The 17,693-nt window shown below is 48.3% G+C and carries 16 protein-coding genes; 11 read left to right on the top strand and 5 right to left on the bottom strand.

Translation table 11 applies throughout. The features are described 5' to 3' along the window. Together DDZ15_RS01550 and DDZ15_RS01545 are read right to left on the bottom strand one after the other, a co-directional pair. Positions 1 to 411 (bottom strand): ATP-binding protein, encoded by a 411-nt coding sequence (locus DDZ15_RS01550; RefSeq protein WP_109644161.1) that lies wholly within the window; start codon positions 409 to 411, stop codon positions 1 to 3. A gap of 49 nt (positions 412 to 460) precedes the next feature. Further along, on the bottom strand, positions 461 to 1,768 hold the full coding sequence (locus DDZ15_RS01545; protein WP_109644160.1) for a Glu/Leu/Phe/Val family dehydrogenase: 1,308 nt from the start codon (positions 1,766 to 1,768) through the stop codon (positions 461 to 463). A 194-nt stretch (positions 1,769 to 1,962) separates the two neighbouring features. Between DDZ15_RS01545 and DDZ15_RS01540 the strand changes: the two genes are divergently transcribed. The 6 genes from DDZ15_RS01540 (at position 1,963) to DDZ15_RS01515 (ending at position 7,596) form a co-directional block, all read left to right on the top strand. After that, the gene (locus DDZ15_RS01540; protein ID WP_199222847.1) at positions 1,963 to 3,105 is read left to right on the top strand and encodes a hypothetical protein; all 1,143 of its coding nucleotides are present in this window, start codon (positions 1,963 to 1,965) and stop codon (positions 3,103 to 3,105) included. A 92-nt stretch (positions 3,106 to 3,197) separates the two neighbouring features. Beyond that, positions 3,198 to 3,695: an HNH endonuclease gene (locus DDZ15_RS01535; RefSeq protein WP_109644158.1), complete on the top strand. Its 498-nt coding sequence runs from the start codon at positions 3,198 to 3,200 to the stop codon at positions 3,693 to 3,695. Positions 3,696 to 3,955: 260 nt separating this feature from the next. Further along, the gene (mnmA, locus tag DDZ15_RS01530; RefSeq protein ID WP_109644156.1) at positions 3,956 to 5,092 is read left to right on the top strand and encodes a tRNA 2-thiouridine(34) synthase MnmA; all 1,137 of its coding nucleotides are present in this window, start codon (positions 3,956 to 3,958) and stop codon (positions 5,090 to 5,092) included. Between the two features lie 66 nt (positions 5,093 to 5,158). Further along, positions 5,159 to 5,920, top strand: coding sequence for a hypothetical protein (locus tag DDZ15_RS01525; RefSeq protein ID WP_109644154.1), 762 nt, complete (start codon positions 5,159 to 5,161; stop codon positions 5,918 to 5,920). A gap of 12 nt (positions 5,921 to 5,932) precedes the next feature. Continuing rightward, positions 5,933 to 6,667, top strand: a complete 735-nt coding sequence (locus DDZ15_RS01520) for a 5'-nucleotidase C-terminal domain-containing protein (protein ID WP_109644152.1) — start codon at positions 5,933 to 5,935, stop codon at positions 6,665 to 6,667. Further along, positions 6,664 to 7,596 carry a bifunctional metallophosphatase/5'-nucleotidase gene (locus tag DDZ15_RS01515; protein ID WP_158278588.1) on the top strand — a complete coding sequence of 311 codons (933 nt, stop codon included), beginning with the start codon at positions 6,664 to 6,666 and terminating at the stop codon, positions 7,594 to 7,596. The genes DDZ15_RS01520 and DDZ15_RS01515 overlap by 4 nt, the downstream gene beginning before the upstream one ends. A gap of 51 nt (positions 7,597 to 7,647) precedes the next feature. Here DDZ15_RS01515 and DDZ15_RS01510 read toward each other — a convergent pair whose 3' ends face one another. Further along, entirely contained in the window at positions 7,648 to 8,727 is a 1,080-nt protein-coding gene (locus tag DDZ15_RS01510) for a branched-chain amino acid aminotransferase (RefSeq protein ID WP_109644148.1), read from the bottom strand. Between the two features lie 223 nt (positions 8,728 to 8,950). Between DDZ15_RS01510 and DDZ15_RS01505 the strand changes: the two genes are divergently transcribed. Beyond that, entirely contained in the window at positions 8,951 to 10,180 is a 1,230-nt protein-coding gene (locus tag DDZ15_RS01505) for a M24 family metallopeptidase (protein ID WP_199222846.1), read from the top strand. A 24-nt stretch (positions 10,181 to 10,204) separates the two neighbouring features. On the opposite strand, the gene DDZ15_RS01500 is transcribed toward DDZ15_RS01505, so the two are convergent. Next, positions 10,205 to 10,630: a DUF1801 domain-containing protein gene (locus tag DDZ15_RS01500; RefSeq protein ID WP_109644144.1), complete on the bottom strand. Its 426-nt coding sequence runs from the start codon at positions 10,628 to 10,630 to the stop codon at positions 10,205 to 10,207. A 158-nt stretch (positions 10,631 to 10,788) separates the two neighbouring features. On the opposite strand from DDZ15_RS01500, the gene recQ reads away from it, so the two are divergent. The 4 genes from recQ to DDZ15_RS01480 all read left to right on the top strand — a co-directional run bounded on the left by recQ (position 10,789) and on the right by DDZ15_RS01480 (position 15,900). Beyond that, positions 10,789 to 12,972 carry a DNA helicase RecQ gene (gene recQ / locus DDZ15_RS01495; protein ID WP_109644143.1) on the top strand — a complete coding sequence of 728 codons (2,184 nt, stop codon included), beginning with the start codon at positions 10,789 to 10,791 and terminating at the stop codon, positions 12,970 to 12,972. Further along, positions 12,972 to 13,676, top strand: coding sequence for a uracil-DNA glycosylase (locus tag DDZ15_RS01490; RefSeq protein WP_109644141.1), 705 nt, complete (start codon positions 12,972 to 12,974; stop codon positions 13,674 to 13,676). The genes recQ and DDZ15_RS01490 overlap by 1 nt, the downstream gene beginning before the upstream one ends. A gap of 69 nt (positions 13,677 to 13,745) precedes the next feature. Beyond that, entirely contained in the window at positions 13,746 to 14,597 is an 852-nt protein-coding gene (locus DDZ15_RS01485; protein WP_158278587.1) for an LEA/WHy family protein, read from the top strand. Positions 14,598 to 14,670: 73 nt separating this feature from the next. Then, positions 14,671 to 15,900 (top strand): PQQ-dependent sugar dehydrogenase, encoded by a 1,230-nt coding sequence (locus DDZ15_RS01480; protein ID WP_199222845.1) that lies wholly within the window; start codon positions 14,671 to 14,673, stop codon positions 15,898 to 15,900. A gap of 519 nt (positions 15,901 to 16,419) precedes the next feature. On the opposite strand, the gene DDZ15_RS01470 is transcribed toward DDZ15_RS01480, so the two are convergent. Continuing rightward, entirely contained in the window at positions 16,420 to 17,679 is a 1,260-nt protein-coding gene (locus DDZ15_RS01470) for a CynX/NimT family MFS transporter (protein ID WP_109644135.1), read from the bottom strand. Between the last annotated feature and the right edge of the window lie 14 nt (positions 17,680 to 17,693).

Here is a 17,693-nt window from a genome sequence, read left to right as displayed (position 1 = left end):
TCATTGCTGCCGTTTGATGGTAAAACGAACCGTACGTCCTTCATCTTCAAACTCGAAGGTATCCGAGAGTTCACGGATTAAAAAAATACCTCTGCCGCCAACGTCCAGAAGATTTTCCTCTTTCAGAGGGTCCTTCACGGCAGATGGGTCAAACCCTTCCCCTTCGTCCGACACAATGGACGTAATGGCATCCTTATCGATCAGAATGCTGACATCCACATTTTTATCTTCATCATTCTGATTGCCGTGTTCAATGGCATTGGTTACAGCTTCACTGAGAAGCAGCATCAACGTAGAGGTTTCATCTTCGTTCAGAGAACTTCTGGACTGCAGATCGTTAACAAAATCGGGAATACGCTCCGACTCCTCATATGTTGATTTCAGTGTAAGCCGGTACGACTCATTTGCCATGAGTAGAGATATTGTATGAATATTTTCAGCGCTGCACTCTTCACTGTTACTATGCGTAGATTCCCCGCATTTTCAGAGTGGTTGCAACCCTGTCGATAGCGTACACATAGGCAGCCTGACGAAGTGTGATATTGTATTGCTCGCTCACAGCGTAAGTATTGTCAAAGGCACTTCGCATCATTCTGTTCAGTCGCCTGTTCACGCGTTCCTCGGTCCAGAAGTAACCCTGCCTGTCCTGAACCCATTCAAAGTACGAAACCGTTACGCCACCTGCATTAGCTAAAATGTCGGGAATAACCATAATGCCTTTGTCATTCAGGATTGAGTCTGCATTTGCAGTTACGGGTCCGTTTGCTCCTTCTGAAATGATTCTTGCTTTGATATTGGGAGCATTATCCCGGCTGATTTGATCTTCTTTGGCTGCCGGAATCAAAACGTCACATTCCAGTTCCAACAGGTCTTCGTTACTGATTGCGCCTGCATGTGGGTATCCTTCCAGTGAGTTGTTGTTCGACTTCAAATAATCCATCATTTCGGGGATATTAAGGCCCTTCTCATTATAATATCCGCCTGATATATCACTGACGGCAATGATCCTGGAACCCTGCTGGTACATCAGATCTGCTGATATCGATCCAACATTTCCGAAACCCTGCACAACCACGGTGGCTTTGTTTGGCATAAGGCCGATTTTGCTCAGCGCCGCAAGAGTAACGGTCACAACACCGCGTCCGGTTGCTTCTTTTCGGCCCTGCGAACCACCCAGGATAATGGGTTTGCCCGTAACAACCGCCGTTTCAGTTTTCAGTGAATTCATGCTGTAGGTATCCATGATCCACGCCATGATCTGCTCGTTTGTATTCATGTCGGGAGCGGGAATGTCACGGTCGGGTCCGAACACCTCAAGCAAATTGGCGGTGTAGCGCCGGGTGAGCCTCTCGAGTTCGCTCATGGAGAGTTGTTTTGGATCACAGCGCACGCCGCCCTTGGCTCCTCCGAAAGGCACATTTACAACGGCGCATTTCCACGTCATCCACGATGCAAGGGCCTTCACTTCATCCAGGTTTACATCCGGTGCATAACGGATACCGCCCTTGGATGGGCCCAGTACATTGTCATGAATAACCCTGTATCCCTCAAATACCTCAATTCGACCATCATCCATTACAACGGGAATGGATACAATTACCTGCTTAAACGGGCTTGCCAGGTACTGAAACATGCCCTCATCAAGGTTCAGTATTTCAGCCGCATTCCGGAAGCGTTCCATCATTGATTCAAAGGGAGATTCCTTGTCAAGTTTGGGGCCCGGTTCTTTATAAAAATTGGTTGCAGTGTTCTCTTTTTGTGATGACATATCGGGGTGCCGTGGAAGCGCTTGTTTAAGTTCCTTTACAGGGTTTTTCCTGAAAATATGTGAACCAAAAATACAGGCTTTTTTTTCAAGGAAAAATTCTTTTTTGCGTCAGTATTTGTGGCGGGTAATATTGTGTTAATATGTTTTTTTTATCCTGAATATCTGTGCCGTAAAAGTTTGATGTTGCAAAAAGCATGTCTGGAAAAAAGGGTAAAAAGAATTTGGCGGGTAAAAAGAATCAAGGTTTTCTGAGAGGGATATTCCCTGTAAGCCTGATAGCCCTGATAAGGAGCGAGAGGCGTTTTCTCCTGATGATCGGCCTCTTTTTCATTGTCGCGGGATTAACCTACCAGACCCCGCAGATTGCCATGTGGATCGGATTTTTCTTTGCTGCATACTCAGCCATAGCCAACGACAGTATTCAGACAATCGGAACCTTTCTGGCGTCGAATGCAAAAACCAGCTGGTGGATTCTCTGGCTGTTTATAGGTGGTATATTTGTGATAACCGTTTCCTATAGCTGGATTGTCTACGACGGGGATGTAAGCTATCAGAGACTTACCTCAAAAGGTTTTAGTGAGGCACCGGACGAGTTCAAGTTTCTGCAGGTGGCCGCACCCCTTTTTCTTCTCATACTTACCCGGCTGAGAATGCCGGTTTCAACCACATTTCTGCTGCTCAGCGCTTTTGCCACAACGCCTGAGGGAATCGTTCAGATGCTTACCAAAAGTGTATCAGGGTATCTGGTTGCATTTATCGTGGCAATAGTGGTGTGGCTGTCATTAAACCGGCTGATGGTAAAATGGTTTAAGGGGAACCCTCATCCGGTTTGGCGGCCGCTTCAATGGGTCATAAGCGGGGCGCTTTGGGCGGTATGGCTGATGCAGGATGCGGCAAACATAGCCGTTTACCTGCCCCGTTCGCTATCAGTGAACGGATTTCTGATGTTTACAGGGTTCGTATTTTTTGGATTGGGACTGCTGTTCTACCTCAGGGGAGACAAAATTCAGCGTATTGTGACGGAGAAATCGGATGTGGCAGACGTTCGGTCGGCAACGGTAATCGATGGTGTATATGCTGTCATATTGTGGTATTTCAAAACAATCAGTGTGGTTCCCATGAGCACCACCTGGGTCTTTATAGGCCTGCTTGCAGGTCGGGAGATAGCGATGAGCATAACCGACATGGGGGGCAAAGGGAGGCCTTACAGGCATACCTACCGGTTAATCGTAAAAGATCTCACCTATGCAATCATCGGACTGATCATCTCTATAGCCCTGGCCATAGCTATCAATCCCGTAATTCTGGACGAACTTTTGAAGGTTATATCAGGTTGAATTTTTTGAGAAAATAGTTCATACTTAAACGGTCAATATCCGGTTTCTGAAGTAGTGGAAACCGATTGTGCAGATGTTTCAACCCCATTTCAATGAAAACCGACGTACTTGTTTTAAATCAGGACTATCAGCCTCTAAGTGTCTGTTCCGTACAGCGGTCCGTGAAACTGGTATTTCTAAATAAAGCGGAGCTGCTGCACGACAATCCGGGCAGGGTTTTGAGAACCGTTGATGACGAGTACTCCTATCCTTCGGTAATTCGTCTCAGAAAATACATCCGGATTCCCTATGCGCGGATCTCACTGTCGAGGCGTAATATTATGAAGCGTGATCTGCAGACCTGTCAATACTGCGGCGTTAAATCCGATCTGACGCTGGATCACGTCATGCCAAAAAGCAGGGGAGGCCGGGATACATGGGAGAACCTGATAACGGCTTGCAACACCTGCAACGTGAAAAAAGGCAACCGTACCCCCGAGGAGGCCGGTATGCCGCTTCGCAACAAACCGTATCGCCCGGTACATGTCACTTTTTTCCGCCACATGATGAATGGCGTCCAGGAAAACTGGAAACCATATTTGTATATGTGAGTTTTTGGGGAGCGGGAAGGCAAAAGGCAGAAGACAAAAGTGTAAGCGTGAGGGTTGCCGGTAGAGAGTTGGTAGTTCGAAACCGTTGTTTCTTACTTGAAGCTTGCTTCCTGAATCTTGCACCCTGCTGCGTGTAGTGCGCAGTTCCGAAACTTCGGGGAACCCTGAAATACCGTTGCCTCCACATACGTTGTGCTTCATAAGAAATACACAGAAAATGTGTAACTTTGAGGTTGTGAAATTTTAAATCAGTTACTGTTATGAGTACAAAAGGGCGTGTTCTTGTTGCTATGAGTGGAGGTGTTGACTCCTCCGTTGCTGCTGTAATGCTCAAGGAGCAGGGATACGATGTTATCGGAATTACCATGAAAACGTGGGACTATCATCGCAGCGGCGGTGATAACGGAAAGGAAACGGGCTGCTGCACGGTCGAATCCATGAATGATGCCCGGCACATCGCGGTAAAGTATGGCTTCAAACACTTTATCGTGGATATCCGTGATGAGTTCGGAAACTGGGTTATAGATCGTTTTATTGAAGATTATACCAGCGGACGCACCCCGAACCCCTGTGTACTATGCAATACACACATTAAATGGGCCGCACTGCTCAGAAGAGCGGATAACCTGGGGTGCGACTACATCGCAACCGGACACTATGCCAACGTCAGGGAAGAGAACGGGCGCTTTGTGATCTCAAAAGGCCGTGATCACAATAAGGATCAATCATATGCGCTCTGGGGAGTTGAGCAAAAGCATCTCAGGCGCACCATTTTTCCTTTGGGCAGCTTCCGAAAGACTGAAATCAGGCAGATGGCCGAGGATTTCGGACTGCTGAATGTGGCCACAAAACCGGACTCCTATGAGATCTGCTTCATTCCAGATAACAACTACCACCGTTTTCTTAAAGACAAGGTGGACGACCTGGAAGAAAAGGTGAGTGGTGGCGTATTTGTCGATAAAAACGGTAATATTGTCGGTGAGCATAAAGGGTTTCCTTTTTACACAATTGGACAGCGCCGAGGACTCGACCTGCCCATGGGTAAACCGGTATATGTAACCCATATCGATGCAGAAAATAACGTCATCACAATCGGGGAAAAGGAAGACCTGATCAGCACCACTCTGAAAGCGAAAGAAATGAACCTGGTGAAATACGATTCCATACCCAATGGCGAAATGGAGATTACGGGAAAAATACGCTATAACGATGATGGAGCTATCGGAACCATACGGCAGCTCTCTGATGACGAGATGCAGGTCCATTTCCCCGCCGGCCGCGAAGCCATTACCCCGGGTCAGGCCGTAGTCTGTTATGAGGGGGATGACGTAGTGGCAGGCGGATGGATTTATAAAGTGAATGTTGAACTGAATGAAGAAACGGGCGTGAGCGCCTGAAACAAAACGGATTTCCTGCCGTTCACCTGAAATACGCATTCAGATAAATAAATCCGGTATCATCTTATGAACGTATTCCGCAGCTCAATAATCATGCTGCTTCTGGTTATTACCGGAGGTTTGCAATCAAACTCATTTGCCCAGTTTACAGGTGAAATCAACTTTTTGCTTTTAGACCTGACTTCAGAGGAACAGGCTACAAATCTTGACCTTGTCTTTACTGACAACAGGATTTCGATTGAATCATCCGCAAGATTGAATATAATGCCCGGTCTCAGTACAAACAGTGTGCTTGTAAGAAATGACCAGGCAGACTTTCTGTTTCGAACGGCGCCCCGTGAAGCGTATCAGATCGCAAAAAGCGATGTTGACGCCCTTGTAAATCTGATTAACAGGGTGCAGGGCAGGGAAGTCTCTGCATCAAATAATGGATTTAACTGGTCTGAATCAGTTCAGGAAACCGGTAATACGCGCGTAATACACGGATATGAAGCAAAAGAATTTGTGTTGATTCCTGAAGGCAGGAATGAACGGATTTCCGTGTGGCTTACCAGCGGAATAAGGGTAAATTGGGGATTGCTGGAAGAGACCTGGCATACTACAGGTGCCGCCCAGCTGGATGAGGAAATACCCGTTGAGTTGATTATGAATAGTAATAGTTTCCCGCTTCTGATTGAAGTTTCTCACAACGATATCGTTACCTACAGAGTTGAAAGCGTAAGCGTTAAAACATCTGGTTTCGACATAAACAAAACAGAAACCGCTTCTGACACGGAATTATTGGGTCTGTCAGACCTGATGATGAACATGATCAGACAAAGGCGGTAAACCCGGATTCGAATGCCACGCCTGTCTCATTTTTTTTGGATCGTCTCTCTCCTGTTCATTGCAGGTTGTGCGTCCACACCGGCCACTCTCGAACAAAACAACTCTTCTGGGACAGCCGGTGAAGAGGCATACCCCGAGCCCGACCCCCTGATTTTATCACTCCTGGACTCGTACCGCGACTCTCTTGACAGCGTAATGGGAGTTCCGGTAGCTGTGGTTGAGGATACACTTCGTTTTGGTCAGCCGGAAAGTTCATTGGGAAATATTGTGGCAGATGCCATCCGCTTCAGGGCGGGATCTGAGCTGAGCCGATTTGTACATATCGGAATAATGGGTGAATCCTCATTCAAGCTCTACCTGAATCCGGGCGAACTTACCGTGGGAGAGGTTATGGATTTTATGCCGTACGATAACCACCTGGTTATTCTCACTCTCACCGGAGAAGATGTATTCGCGCTTGCAAATCAGGTTGCGGAAATGGGGGGCAGCCCGGTCAGCGGGATGCGATTCAGAATAAATAACGGACGTGCCTCCGGGATCCTTGTCAATTCCGAAGTGCTCGACAGAAACGGTAGCTATCTGGTAGCCACAAGCAGCTGGGCGGCTGATGGCGGTGACCTTTACCCCGCACTATGGAGCTACAAAGAAAGAGTAGATCTGGATGTTTCAATGCGGGACCTGTTTGTGGATTACTTCAGATCGAGAAGGGTTGTCGCACCTCTGCAGGACGGGAGAATCAGAAGATGATATCCCGTAAAGAATTTCTGAGGAAAAGTGCAGTTCTTGCGGCCGGAAGCACGCTTCCGCTATGGCTGAATGGTGTTTCAACAAAAAATCCAGGTCCGCCCGATCTTACGATTCTCTATACCAATGACACGCATGCACGCCTGGACCCTTTTCCTGAAAATTCGCTGGAATTCAGCGGACTCGGCGGCATCGCGCGGCGGTCGTCTTTGGTGAAGAAGATCAGAAGTGAAGTTGATCATGTACTGCTTGTTGATGCGGGTGATGTTTTTCAGGGTACATCATGGTTCGACTTGTATGGAGGGAGCGTCGACTTTGAACTGATGACCGAAATGAAATACGATGCAATGGCAGTGGGCAATCATGAGTTCGACCGGGGTCCGGACGGATTTGCAGAGGCTGCCCGAAAAGCCGGTTTTCCTATACTGGCCGCCAATTATAAGGTTCGGAATACACCGATGAATCCTTATGTTCAGCGATTTACGACAAAGGAATACAAGGGGTTTCGGGTAGGCATCTTTGGCCTGGGAATTCCTCTTGAAGGAGTTGTTGCACCCGAACTGCGGGGTGATGTGATTTCAAGAAGGCCGGAAGCGTGGGCAAACGGGATGGTGAGGAGCCTGAGAGAGGTGCACAACTGTGATTTTGTTATCTGCCTTAGTCACCTTGGCTATCACTATAAAGGTTCCAGAATGGATGATCTGAAACTGGCCCGTAATGTAACAGGTATTGATCTGATCATTGGCGCGCATACCCATACATTTCTGGATAATCCGGTCTACATCACCAATCCCTCAGGAAAGCACACACTGATTACGCAAATGGGGCACAGTGGCGTCAGGCTTGGCAGGCTGGATCTTTATCTGGACAGCGCAATTCATGCCTTTGAAATAAAGTCGAAATATTATGTGGTTGGCCGGAGTGAAGCATAATACGCTTCTTTGTTCCGGAAAGCGGTCAATAAAACCGCAGACCGGCCCGGCTTAAACCGTGATTTCATTTCCCACATGAACGGGGTGCGTCCAGTCAAATGTATCTTCAGTTTTTCCGTACTGAATGCCCGTCAGCCGATCGAACATTTTCTTGGCAAATGGACCAATCTCATTCTGGTTCAGCGTGATGGTTTCACCCTTATGGTGTATCAGTCCGACAGGTGAAATCACAGCTGCGGTTCCGGCTCCAAACACCTCCTTAAGGGAGCCGTTATTGTGGGCTTCAAAAATTTCATCGATCGAAATACGCCTCTCTTCCACGTCTGTTCCCCACTCTTTGGCGAGGGCGGTAACCGACCGGCGGGTAATGCCGGGCAGCACGGTACCAGCCAGTTTGGGCGTTACTAGCTTGTCGTCAATCAGGAAGAAAATATTCATCGTACCCACCTCTTCCACGTACTTTTGCTCCAGTGCATCGAGCCACAGTACCTGGGTAAAACCGTTTTCCCTGGCATCACGTGCGGGGAGAAAACTTCCCGCATAATTGCCTGCGGCTTTGGCCTCACCGGTTCCTCCTCTTACGGCGCGTACAAATTTCTCTGATGTGGTGAGTTTAACCGGATTAAAACCTTCACTGTAGTAGGCTGCAACGGGGCTTGTAATAATAAAGAATTTATACTCTGAAGATGCTTTGGCAGCAATGTAGTGCTCTGATGCGAACATAAACGGCCGCAGATAGAGTGCATGGCCAAATGTTTTGGGCACCCACTGATGATCCAGTTTGATCAGCTCTTCAAGCCCCCTTATAAAGTTGTCGCTGCTCAGTTCCGGCATGCAAAGCCTCTTTGCAGAATTGTTCAGCCGCTCATGATGATCATCAAGCCGGAAAAGGTTAATTGTTCCTGGGCCTGCATAATAGGCTTTCATGCCTTCAAAAATTGCCTGGCCGTAATGAAGTGCGTGCAGCGAAGGTTCAACGGTGATAGGACCGTAAGGTTTAATGTCAGGTTCGGACCATGTACCGTCTTTGTATGTCATTTCAAGCATATGATCTGAAAAGATCCTGCCGAACTGCAAATTGCTGAAGTCAATGTCCGATATTCTGCTGTTGCTTGTAGGTGTTACCTTCATGTGTGTGCCCGGAGTATTTATATTTTCTTTTTCATTAAGATAAGGTCTTTTTTTAAACTGTTCAGAATGCAATCAGATAATATCAAAATCTAACCTGCCCAAAATGAGATTACTGTCCGCCATTTTTTTGATCTTGCTTTTAACAATCCCAGGGATATGTACTGCCCAAACCAGAAATGATATTCAGCCGCATATCCTTTCAATGCGTGAAAGGGCGGAAGTAATGGACCGGTGGACGGAGGACCGGCTGGAAAATCTGGTGCCCGATCTGATGCGCCGGGAGGGGATCGACATGTGGGTTTTGGTTGCTCGCGAATACAATGAAGACCCTGTACTGCTTACAATGCTGCCGGCCACCTGGCAGAGCTCAAGAAGAACCACCATTCTTATCTTTCATGACCCCGGTAATGGTGACCCTGTAGAACGTTTTGCCGTTGCCAGATACGACATTGGTTTTTTTGACACACAGTGGTTCCCGGAGGAAGAACCTGATCAGTGGAAAAGGTTCGGCGAGATTGTACGGGAAAAGAATCCGGAAAGAATCGGCATTAACATCTCAGAACATTTTGCTGCCGCCGATGGTATCAGTCATACGGATTATATGGATCTAAGAAACAGTCTTTCACCGGAACTCCGGGACCGGATCGTATCGGCGGAAAATCTGTCGATCGGCTGGCTTGAAACACGAACAGCGAATGAAATTACTGTTTACAGCCAGATCAATCGAATCGCTCATAATATCGTGGCTGAGGGCTTATCGGAAAGGGTTATCACCCCGGGTGTTACAACCACAAGGGATGTTCAGTGGTGGTACCGCGAAAGAATCCGTGATTCGAACATGACGGCATGGTTCCACCCGTCGGTAACCGTTTACAGGAGCGAGTCGCCCGAGCACAGCGGGGATTTTTCATCGGGGTCAGAATCGGATGTGATTATGCCGGGAGATTTGATTCATGTTGATTTCGGAATTGAGTATCTGGGCCTGGCAACCGATACGCAGCGTAACGCTTACGTGCTCAGGCCGGGCGAGACAGAGGCACCGCAGGGTTTGCGGGATGCACTGGCTCTGGCCAACAGGCTGCAGGATATTCTGACAGATGAATTCAGAACCGGCAGGACCGGAAACGAAATTCTGCTTTCTGCTCTTAACAAGGCAGAACAGGAAGGAATTAATGCAACCATTTACACCCATCCGATCGGTTACCAGGGGCACGGTGCAGGGCCTACCATAGGCCTGTGGGATCAGCAGGGCGGCGTGCCCGGCAAGGGCGATTATCCGCTTTATGCCAACACCGCCCACTCTATTGAGCTGAATGCAGAAGTATACGTCCCTGAATGGAACCGGAACGTGAGAATACTGCTTGAAGAAGATGCCATTTTTAACGGAGAGACCATCCGATACACCGATGGCAGAATGAAGGATTTTTACCTGATTCCAAGACAGATGCGGTGATCCGGTCAGGATTGGGAAGGTGAATCATATTGAAGGATACTTCTCCTTCATCCATTTTATGGAGTTTGCTATAAGTTCTCTGAGCACGGATTCATTAATATCCTGCAATCGCTTTACATAGAGACACGACTTTCCGGATTTGAATTTTCCAAGTTTGTTCATCAGGCCTGGAAACCGATCGGATCCGGCCATGATGTAGATGGAAAAATTGTTTTTACGTGGTGAAAAGCCGGTAAGAAAATAATCACCCTCCCGACCGCTTTCGTACTTATAGTGATAGGTGCCGAACCCAATGATGCTATCGCCCCAGACCACGGGCTGCTCTCCGGTAACGGATTTCATAATATCCATCAGTTTCGCTGCGTCGCGTCGTTTATCCTCTTGTTCTATTGCCCGGATCAGCGAATCCGGAGAGATGGGAGTTGGCACGGTTTTGTTGCTGCTTGACATAAAAATCGACGGTTTGACCAGACGGGTAGCGAAATCAGGTTAATCCGGTATATTGAACGGTGAAGCTATTTCCTCAATTCATTCTGTAAGGGAATTGTGATTCCGGTATCTTATATAGTAAAGAATCTTAATAAAATCGACAGGTTGAAAAACTGGATATGAGTATTGACCAGGCAAAGGCTATTTTAAATGACACATTCGGGTATGAAGCATTTCGTCCGCTTCAGCAGGAAGTAATATCGAATGTGCTGAAAGGGAGGGATACACTCGTGATTATGCCGACGGGAGGCGGGAAATCACTATGTTACCAGATACCGGCATGTATCTTTGATGGACTTACCATTGTAATTTCTCCCCTGATATCCCTTATGAAGGATCAGGTGGAGCAGCTGGATGAATACGGAGTGCCCGCGGTATTTCTGAACAGCAGCCTTACTGATGAAGAGTATCGCTACAACGTTTCGAGACTGCGGACCGGAGAAGTGGATCTGCTCTATCTTGCCCCCGAAACCCTGATGATGGAGAGCACGCGCAGTCTTCTTGGCGATTTGAAGGTAGACTGTTTTACCATCGATGAAGCTCACTGTATCTCCGAGTGGGGCCATGATTTCCGCCCCGACTACAGGCAGCTGGCTGAAGTAAGGAAAGATTTTCCCGATGCGGTATGCCTCGCCCTTACGGCAACGGCCACTCCCCGTGTTCGCGACGATATACGGCAGATATTGCAGATGAAAGATTCAGCCGTTTTTGTTGCCAGCTTTAACCGTAAAAATCTTCTGCTGAGGGTAGTTGATAAAGACAATCCGCTGGATCAGATCCTTGATTTTCTCTATACGAGGCAAAATCAATCCGGAATTATCTACTGCTTTTCCAGACGACAGGTCGATGAACTTTATCTCGACCTGAAAGCGGAAGGACACCTGGTGAGGCCGTATCACGCAGGACTTTCCGAGAAAGAGCGCACCCGCAATCAGGATGCATTTATTCGTGACGATATCCGGATTATAGTGGCTACGGTTGCATTTGGCATGGGAATAAACAAGCCGGATGTTCGCTTTGTAATTCACCACGATATGCCCCAAAATATTGAGTCGTACTATCAGCAAATAGGCAGGGCGGGACGTGATGGCCTGAAGGCCGACTGTCTTCTTCTCTACAGCTACTCCGATAAACAGAAGATTCAGTATTTCATCAATCAGAAGGAAGGAAATGAAAAGAAGGTGGCCGAACAGCATCTGGCCTCGCTGATCCACTTTCTGGAGTATGATAAATGCCGGCGAATTCCGCTGCTGAACTACTTCGGAGAGGAGTACAATCAGGAAGAGTGCGGTATGTGTGATAACTGTCTCAGGCAAAAGGGTGACCTGCAGGATTACACCGAACAGGCACAAAAATACCTCAGCTGTGTTGTGCGGACAGGTGAGCGTTTTGGCGCACACCATATTGCAGACGTATTGCGTGGATCGAAGGCCAAAAAAGTTCTGGAGCAGAACCATGACGAACTTTCAACATACGGTATCGGGAAAGACTGGAGTAAAAACCAATGGATACAGCTCTCCAGACTACTGATCCGCAGGGGCTACCTGGAAAAGGACACATCACACGGCAGCCTTAAAATGACACCTGAAGCTAAAGCCGTACTGGATGGCAATGAACGCGTGCAGGGAGTACTCGACCGTACGCAAACAGGAAAAGAGGGAATTGAACGGCCGAAAACAAGCAGCGACGTTGAAAATAAATACGATGAGCATCTCTTTGAAGAGCTGCGGCTGAAACGCAAGGAACTGGCCGATGAACAGGGCATAGCACCCTATACCATCTTCCCGGATACCACGCTGATGGAGATGTCGTACTACTTTCCCAGGGATGAAGATAAACTGATCGGGATATATGGGGTGGGCTCGACCAAACTCAAAAAGTACGGTTCCGTATTCCTGGATATCATCAGGGACTATTGCGAAAAAAATGATATCGAGGAGCGCGAGGAAGCTATTCAGAAAAAAGTTGTTCAAACCACGTCCAAACAGAAGCATCAGCTGGTTGGCGAGGAGTACTCAAAAGGCAAATCAATCGACCACCTGGCAGAACAGTTTGGCGTGAAACCGGTAACGATTCTGTCGAATCTCAAAAAGTATCTCGATGAGGGAAACTCAATTGACCCGCAGGAAATACTTAATGCATCGGAACTTTCACAGCGAAAAATTGACGATGTTTATGCCTCCATGAAAAAAGTGGGTCCCGACATGCTGAAACCCGTTTATGAAGACCTGAATAAGGAGGTGGACTATAACGAACTTCGAATATTGCAACTGGCCTATCTGGCAGGAAACGGAACCTCGTAATGCAAATCAGCTCCGGAATTTCAGGATTTGTCCGTTCGCTAAAAAAAACGCCGCGCGGACTCTTTAACCCATGGTATCATTACGACAAAGCGCATGATCTCTCGGCTGATGCGCCGGTGATCCGAAAAAGACAGTTTGAACACTACCTGGCTGAACGACAGGGGCGTGCAAAATTTCTGCTCATTGCGGAGGCGCTGGGCTACCAGGGTGGGCACTTCACCGGGATGGCAATGACCTCCGAACGTATCCTATTGGGGCACCAGGAATCGCGCTATGGAATCAGGCCCGGCCATGTTTTCAAAAGTATCGAGCCTCAACGTACAAGCAAACCGGAAATCAACGATCTTGGAATGAGCGAGCCTACGGCTACTATAGTCTGGGGATCCCTGATCAAGCTTGGCATTGATCCATATGAAGTGGTTTTATGGAACGCGGTGCCATGGCACCCATATAAGAAGGATAACGGTATGCTGACCAACAGAACCCCGCTCACGGGCGAGATGGAGGCAGGGCTGCGACACCTCAGGGATTTTATCGCACTCTTTCCTGATTCAGAGCTTATAGCCGTTGGCCGTAAATGTGAACAGAGCCTTAAACAGCTTGAACTGAAGCATCGCGGCGTGAGACACCCTGCAAATGGAGGTGCACCGGCTTTTCGCAGGCAATTTGCCGCGATATACTCTGAAACGGAACGGCGTAATTAATTTTAACAGTTACCCGTGTGTAGAGTTACGCATCAATCATTATCTTGATTGAAAATTTATCTGATGCACATGAAATACGCGGTACTTAAAGGGGTTATAATTCTGTTTTTGCTTTCAGGCTGCGCTGCGATCGGTGAGCTCTCGGATGTTCGCGAACCGGCTGTTCAGTTCAGGGAGATGTCTGTACGCAACATCACCTTCGATGACGTAACCCTTCTGTTTGATTTTGATGTAACCAACCCAAACCGGTTTGGCGTGAGTGCAGAGAGTTACAATTATGAGTTTTTTATCAATAACCGTTCTTTTGTTAGCGGCAGTATGAATGAACCGGTTGTAATTGAAAAGGAGTCGGCGTCTGTGATACAAGTTCCCGTGACTCTCAGCTACCGGGAAGTTTACGAAACATTTAGCTCCGTACTGAATCAGGACCAACTTGCCTATGAGCTCTCCACGGAAGTGGACTTTGATCTGCCTGTGCTTGGCATGCAGTCGGTACCCGTCAGTACTGCCGGTGAAATACCCGTTCCAAAGCCTCCGGGAATTGAATTTGGTGAATTCAAAATCAACCAGGTTTCATTGTCAGGTGCTGATGCGGAAGTAAGTTTCCGGGTATCAAACCCCAATGTTTTTGCCCTTTCGCTGTTACGTGCATCCTATAATCTGAGGGTAAACGGACGCGAGTGGCTCGATACCACATTGAACCAGCTGATACGGGTTGAAAGCGGCCAGAGCAGGGAAGTGCGAATCCCGGTCAGACTGAATTCGGCGCAGCTGGGTTCTGCGCTTATGGATCTTATGGGCGGAAACACAACATTCAACTATGAGCTTGCCGGTACAGCTTCGGTTTCCGCAGACCTGGAGGGGTTTCCCGCATCACAGGATATACCTTTTGAACTGAACGGAACCTATACGGTTGATTAAGCCCATTACCTGATTTTAATTTATTTAGCAGCATCTGTGTACAACAGTTAAATCCAAAATCAAACCGAAAAAAATGGCACAAAGTAAACTGACGTCTCTGTATGCATTGCTAATTACGGCAATGGTGCTTCCACTAACGGGTTGTGCCGAAGCCATGCAGACTGAACAAAACGGAAATGATAATAGTGAAACGGAATCGGCTGAATGGCTTGGAGACTCTTTCTACTTCCCGCTTCCTGAAACGCAAGGCGACCCGATTGAGTCGGAAGAGCTAACGTTTTACGTACAGACCGTAGCAGAGGATCTGGGTGTGCCGTGGGGAATGGCGTTTTTGCCGGATGGACATGTGTTGATTTCACAGCGAAACGGCACGCTCCATTTGATTCGGGATGGCGAGGTGCTCGATACTCCGGTAGCGAATGTACCAGAAGTATGGGCCAGAGGGCAAGGCGGGCTTCTTGACATGACGCTCCATCCCGACTACGAAGAGAACGGGTGGATCTATATGAGTTACTCCAAGCCCGGTGACGGCGGTGCCAATACCGCGGTTATCCGTACCCGGCTTAATCCCGACGCTCCAGCACTTGAGGATATTGAAGAGCTTTATGTAGGCACACCTTTTTCGGGCAGGGGTCAGCATTTTGGAGGAAGAATCGCTTTTGATCCCGAAGGTTACCTCTATTTTTCCATAGGAGACCGTGGTGAGATGGAAACGGCGCAGGATCTGACGAAGTCTAACGGCAGTGTTATCCGTTTGAATGATGACGGGAGCATACCCGAGGATAACCCGTTTGTAGGCAGGGAAGGCCTGGATGAAATATATACCTACGGGCTCCGCAATATCCAGGGCATGGATGTGCATCCGGAAACCGGTAAAATCTGGACCAACGAACACGGACCCAGGGGAGGTGATGAGATCAATGTTCACAGTGCCGGTGCAAACTACGGATGGCCCGAAATCACTTATGGCATTAACTACAACGGAACCATCATTACAGAGGAAACGGAGCGTGAAGGAATGGAGCAGCCGGTTACCTATTGGGACCCTTCCATTGCACCATCCGGCCTAACGTTTGTAACCAGCGACCGCTACCCGGGCTGGCAGGGTGATATCCTGAATGGCGCCCTGGCTTTTCAGCTGATCTCAAGAGTGGAAGTGGATGGAACCGACTTCCAGAGTGAAGAGCGAATTCTTGAAGGTATCGGACGTATCCGCGATATAGAGGAAGCGCCTGATGGATACATCTACTTCACAAACGAATCGAACGGCACGCTGAGCCGGATTATTCCGATACAGGACTGAGCCTGAATCAGCCTGATTTGAAGCTCTTTAAAGAGAGACTGGTCATCCGGTCTCTCTTTTTTTTGATTCCAATTGATACTCTCTCATGTGTACAGAGGTAATATGGAACGTCCGGAATGGTTTAAACGGGTTTCCAAAAGCGTATAAAAAGTCTCAATTCCATGTTTTAGGGACCATGCCTCACCCTGATCACGTTCATGTCTTGACCTGATAAAAACGGTTTGATCCCCGGTTCCGCTCTTAGGTTTCCGTCTCGGTCAGGAAAAAGCTTTTCATTCTGCCCATTTTATGCAACGTGGGTTTGAAATACGAGCTTGTTAAAAACTGTTCCCTGGTCGGCAGACGGATGGCAGGTCGTCTTCCCCCGCCCCCTGTAAGCCGCTTCCCCCTTTTTCCTCAGGGATACCTGCGGGGAAAGTGGGATATTTTCAGTTCATCTACCTATTTCGAACCTGTGATATTCTATGATTTAATCCGCAATGATACTGAAATGGTGTTTTTTTAAATATCTGTATGTGATCAGACGTAGGAGTCCGAGCCTGCAATCCGTCCGGCCGCGGCTTTGCCTGCTGCAATAATCAGAAGCAAAAACATGGGAATTGTCCAGCTGCCTGACAGATCGAACAATGCACCGAAAAATGTTGGTCCTGCGGCGGCCAGGGTATAACCGACGGATTGGGAAACAGCCGAGAGTTCATTCGCCGACCCTGAGTCTCTGGTTCGCAATACAATAAAAAGCAGAGCCAGGCCAAACGTGCCGCCCAGGCTGAATCCCAGCAGGGCGACCCAAAGTCCCGTTAGGTAGAGTGATGGGATGAGGAGGCCGCCGATGCTGACAATCTCAGCCGTAACGAGAAGATATACCGGAAGCCGCTGCCGTTGTAAACGGGCTGCCCACTGGGGTACGATGAGTGTGCCGATTACCCCTGTGCCCTGGGTCAAGGCGAGCATATATCCAGCGTATTCAGCCGTGGCATTACGCCCGGTCAATATTTCGGGAAGCCATGCGATAATGGTGAAAAAGGACAGAGATTGTAGGCCCATAAAAAAGGCAACACCCCATGCCGTTTTTGACGAGGAGAGATTACGCAGTGAATCCCGCAGCCCCCTTCGAGCCTGTACCGGTAAGTTGAACTTCATCTGAGGCAGCCACGCAGCGATGGCAAGAACGACTCCCGCAACCCAAAAACCTATTGAAAACCGCCATCCCAATCCCGTTCCCTGCGAAAGCGGTACGCTGAAAGCCGCACCTGCAGTGGCTCCGACTCCAAGCATGGAGGAATAAAGGCCCGTTACCGCTCCGTATCGGCCGGGGAAGCTCTTTTTTACGATTCCGGGAAGCAGTACGTTTCCCAGCGCGATTCCAACGCCCAGCAGCGCGGTGCCTGCAAACAGGAAAATCAAAGGCTGCGCGGTTCTGATCAAAATACCTGCCGCCAGCATCAGAAGGGCAATAAGCATTGTGCCTTCGGTTCCGAACCGGCGGGTAAATACGGGAGTAAGCACCGAAAACAAGCCGAAAGCCAAAACGGGCAGGGTGGTCAGAAATCCAAGCAGTGTATTTGATAAGCCGGTATCAGACCTGATTTCTCCGATCAGCGGACCAATGGCCGTAATGGACGGACGCAGATTGAGTGCGATTATTCCAATTGCCAGTAAGAGCAGTATGTTTTTCCTGTTGTCTGTCAATGACGCTGTTTGAAGAGATGTACAAAGGTAAGCATAGCGCATTCGAAATGCGGGAAGAATTCTGAATTGTAAACCACTCGGCGTTTCCATAATTTTGAAGATAA

The organism is Rhodohalobacter mucosus (assembly GCF_003150675.1).
Classification (GTDB): Bacteria; Bacteroidota; Rhodothermia; order Balneolales; family Balneolaceae; genus Rhodohalobacter; species Rhodohalobacter mucosus.
Note: the sequence above shows the minus strand (reverse complement) of the source record. Positions and strands in the feature narration are given on the sequence as shown.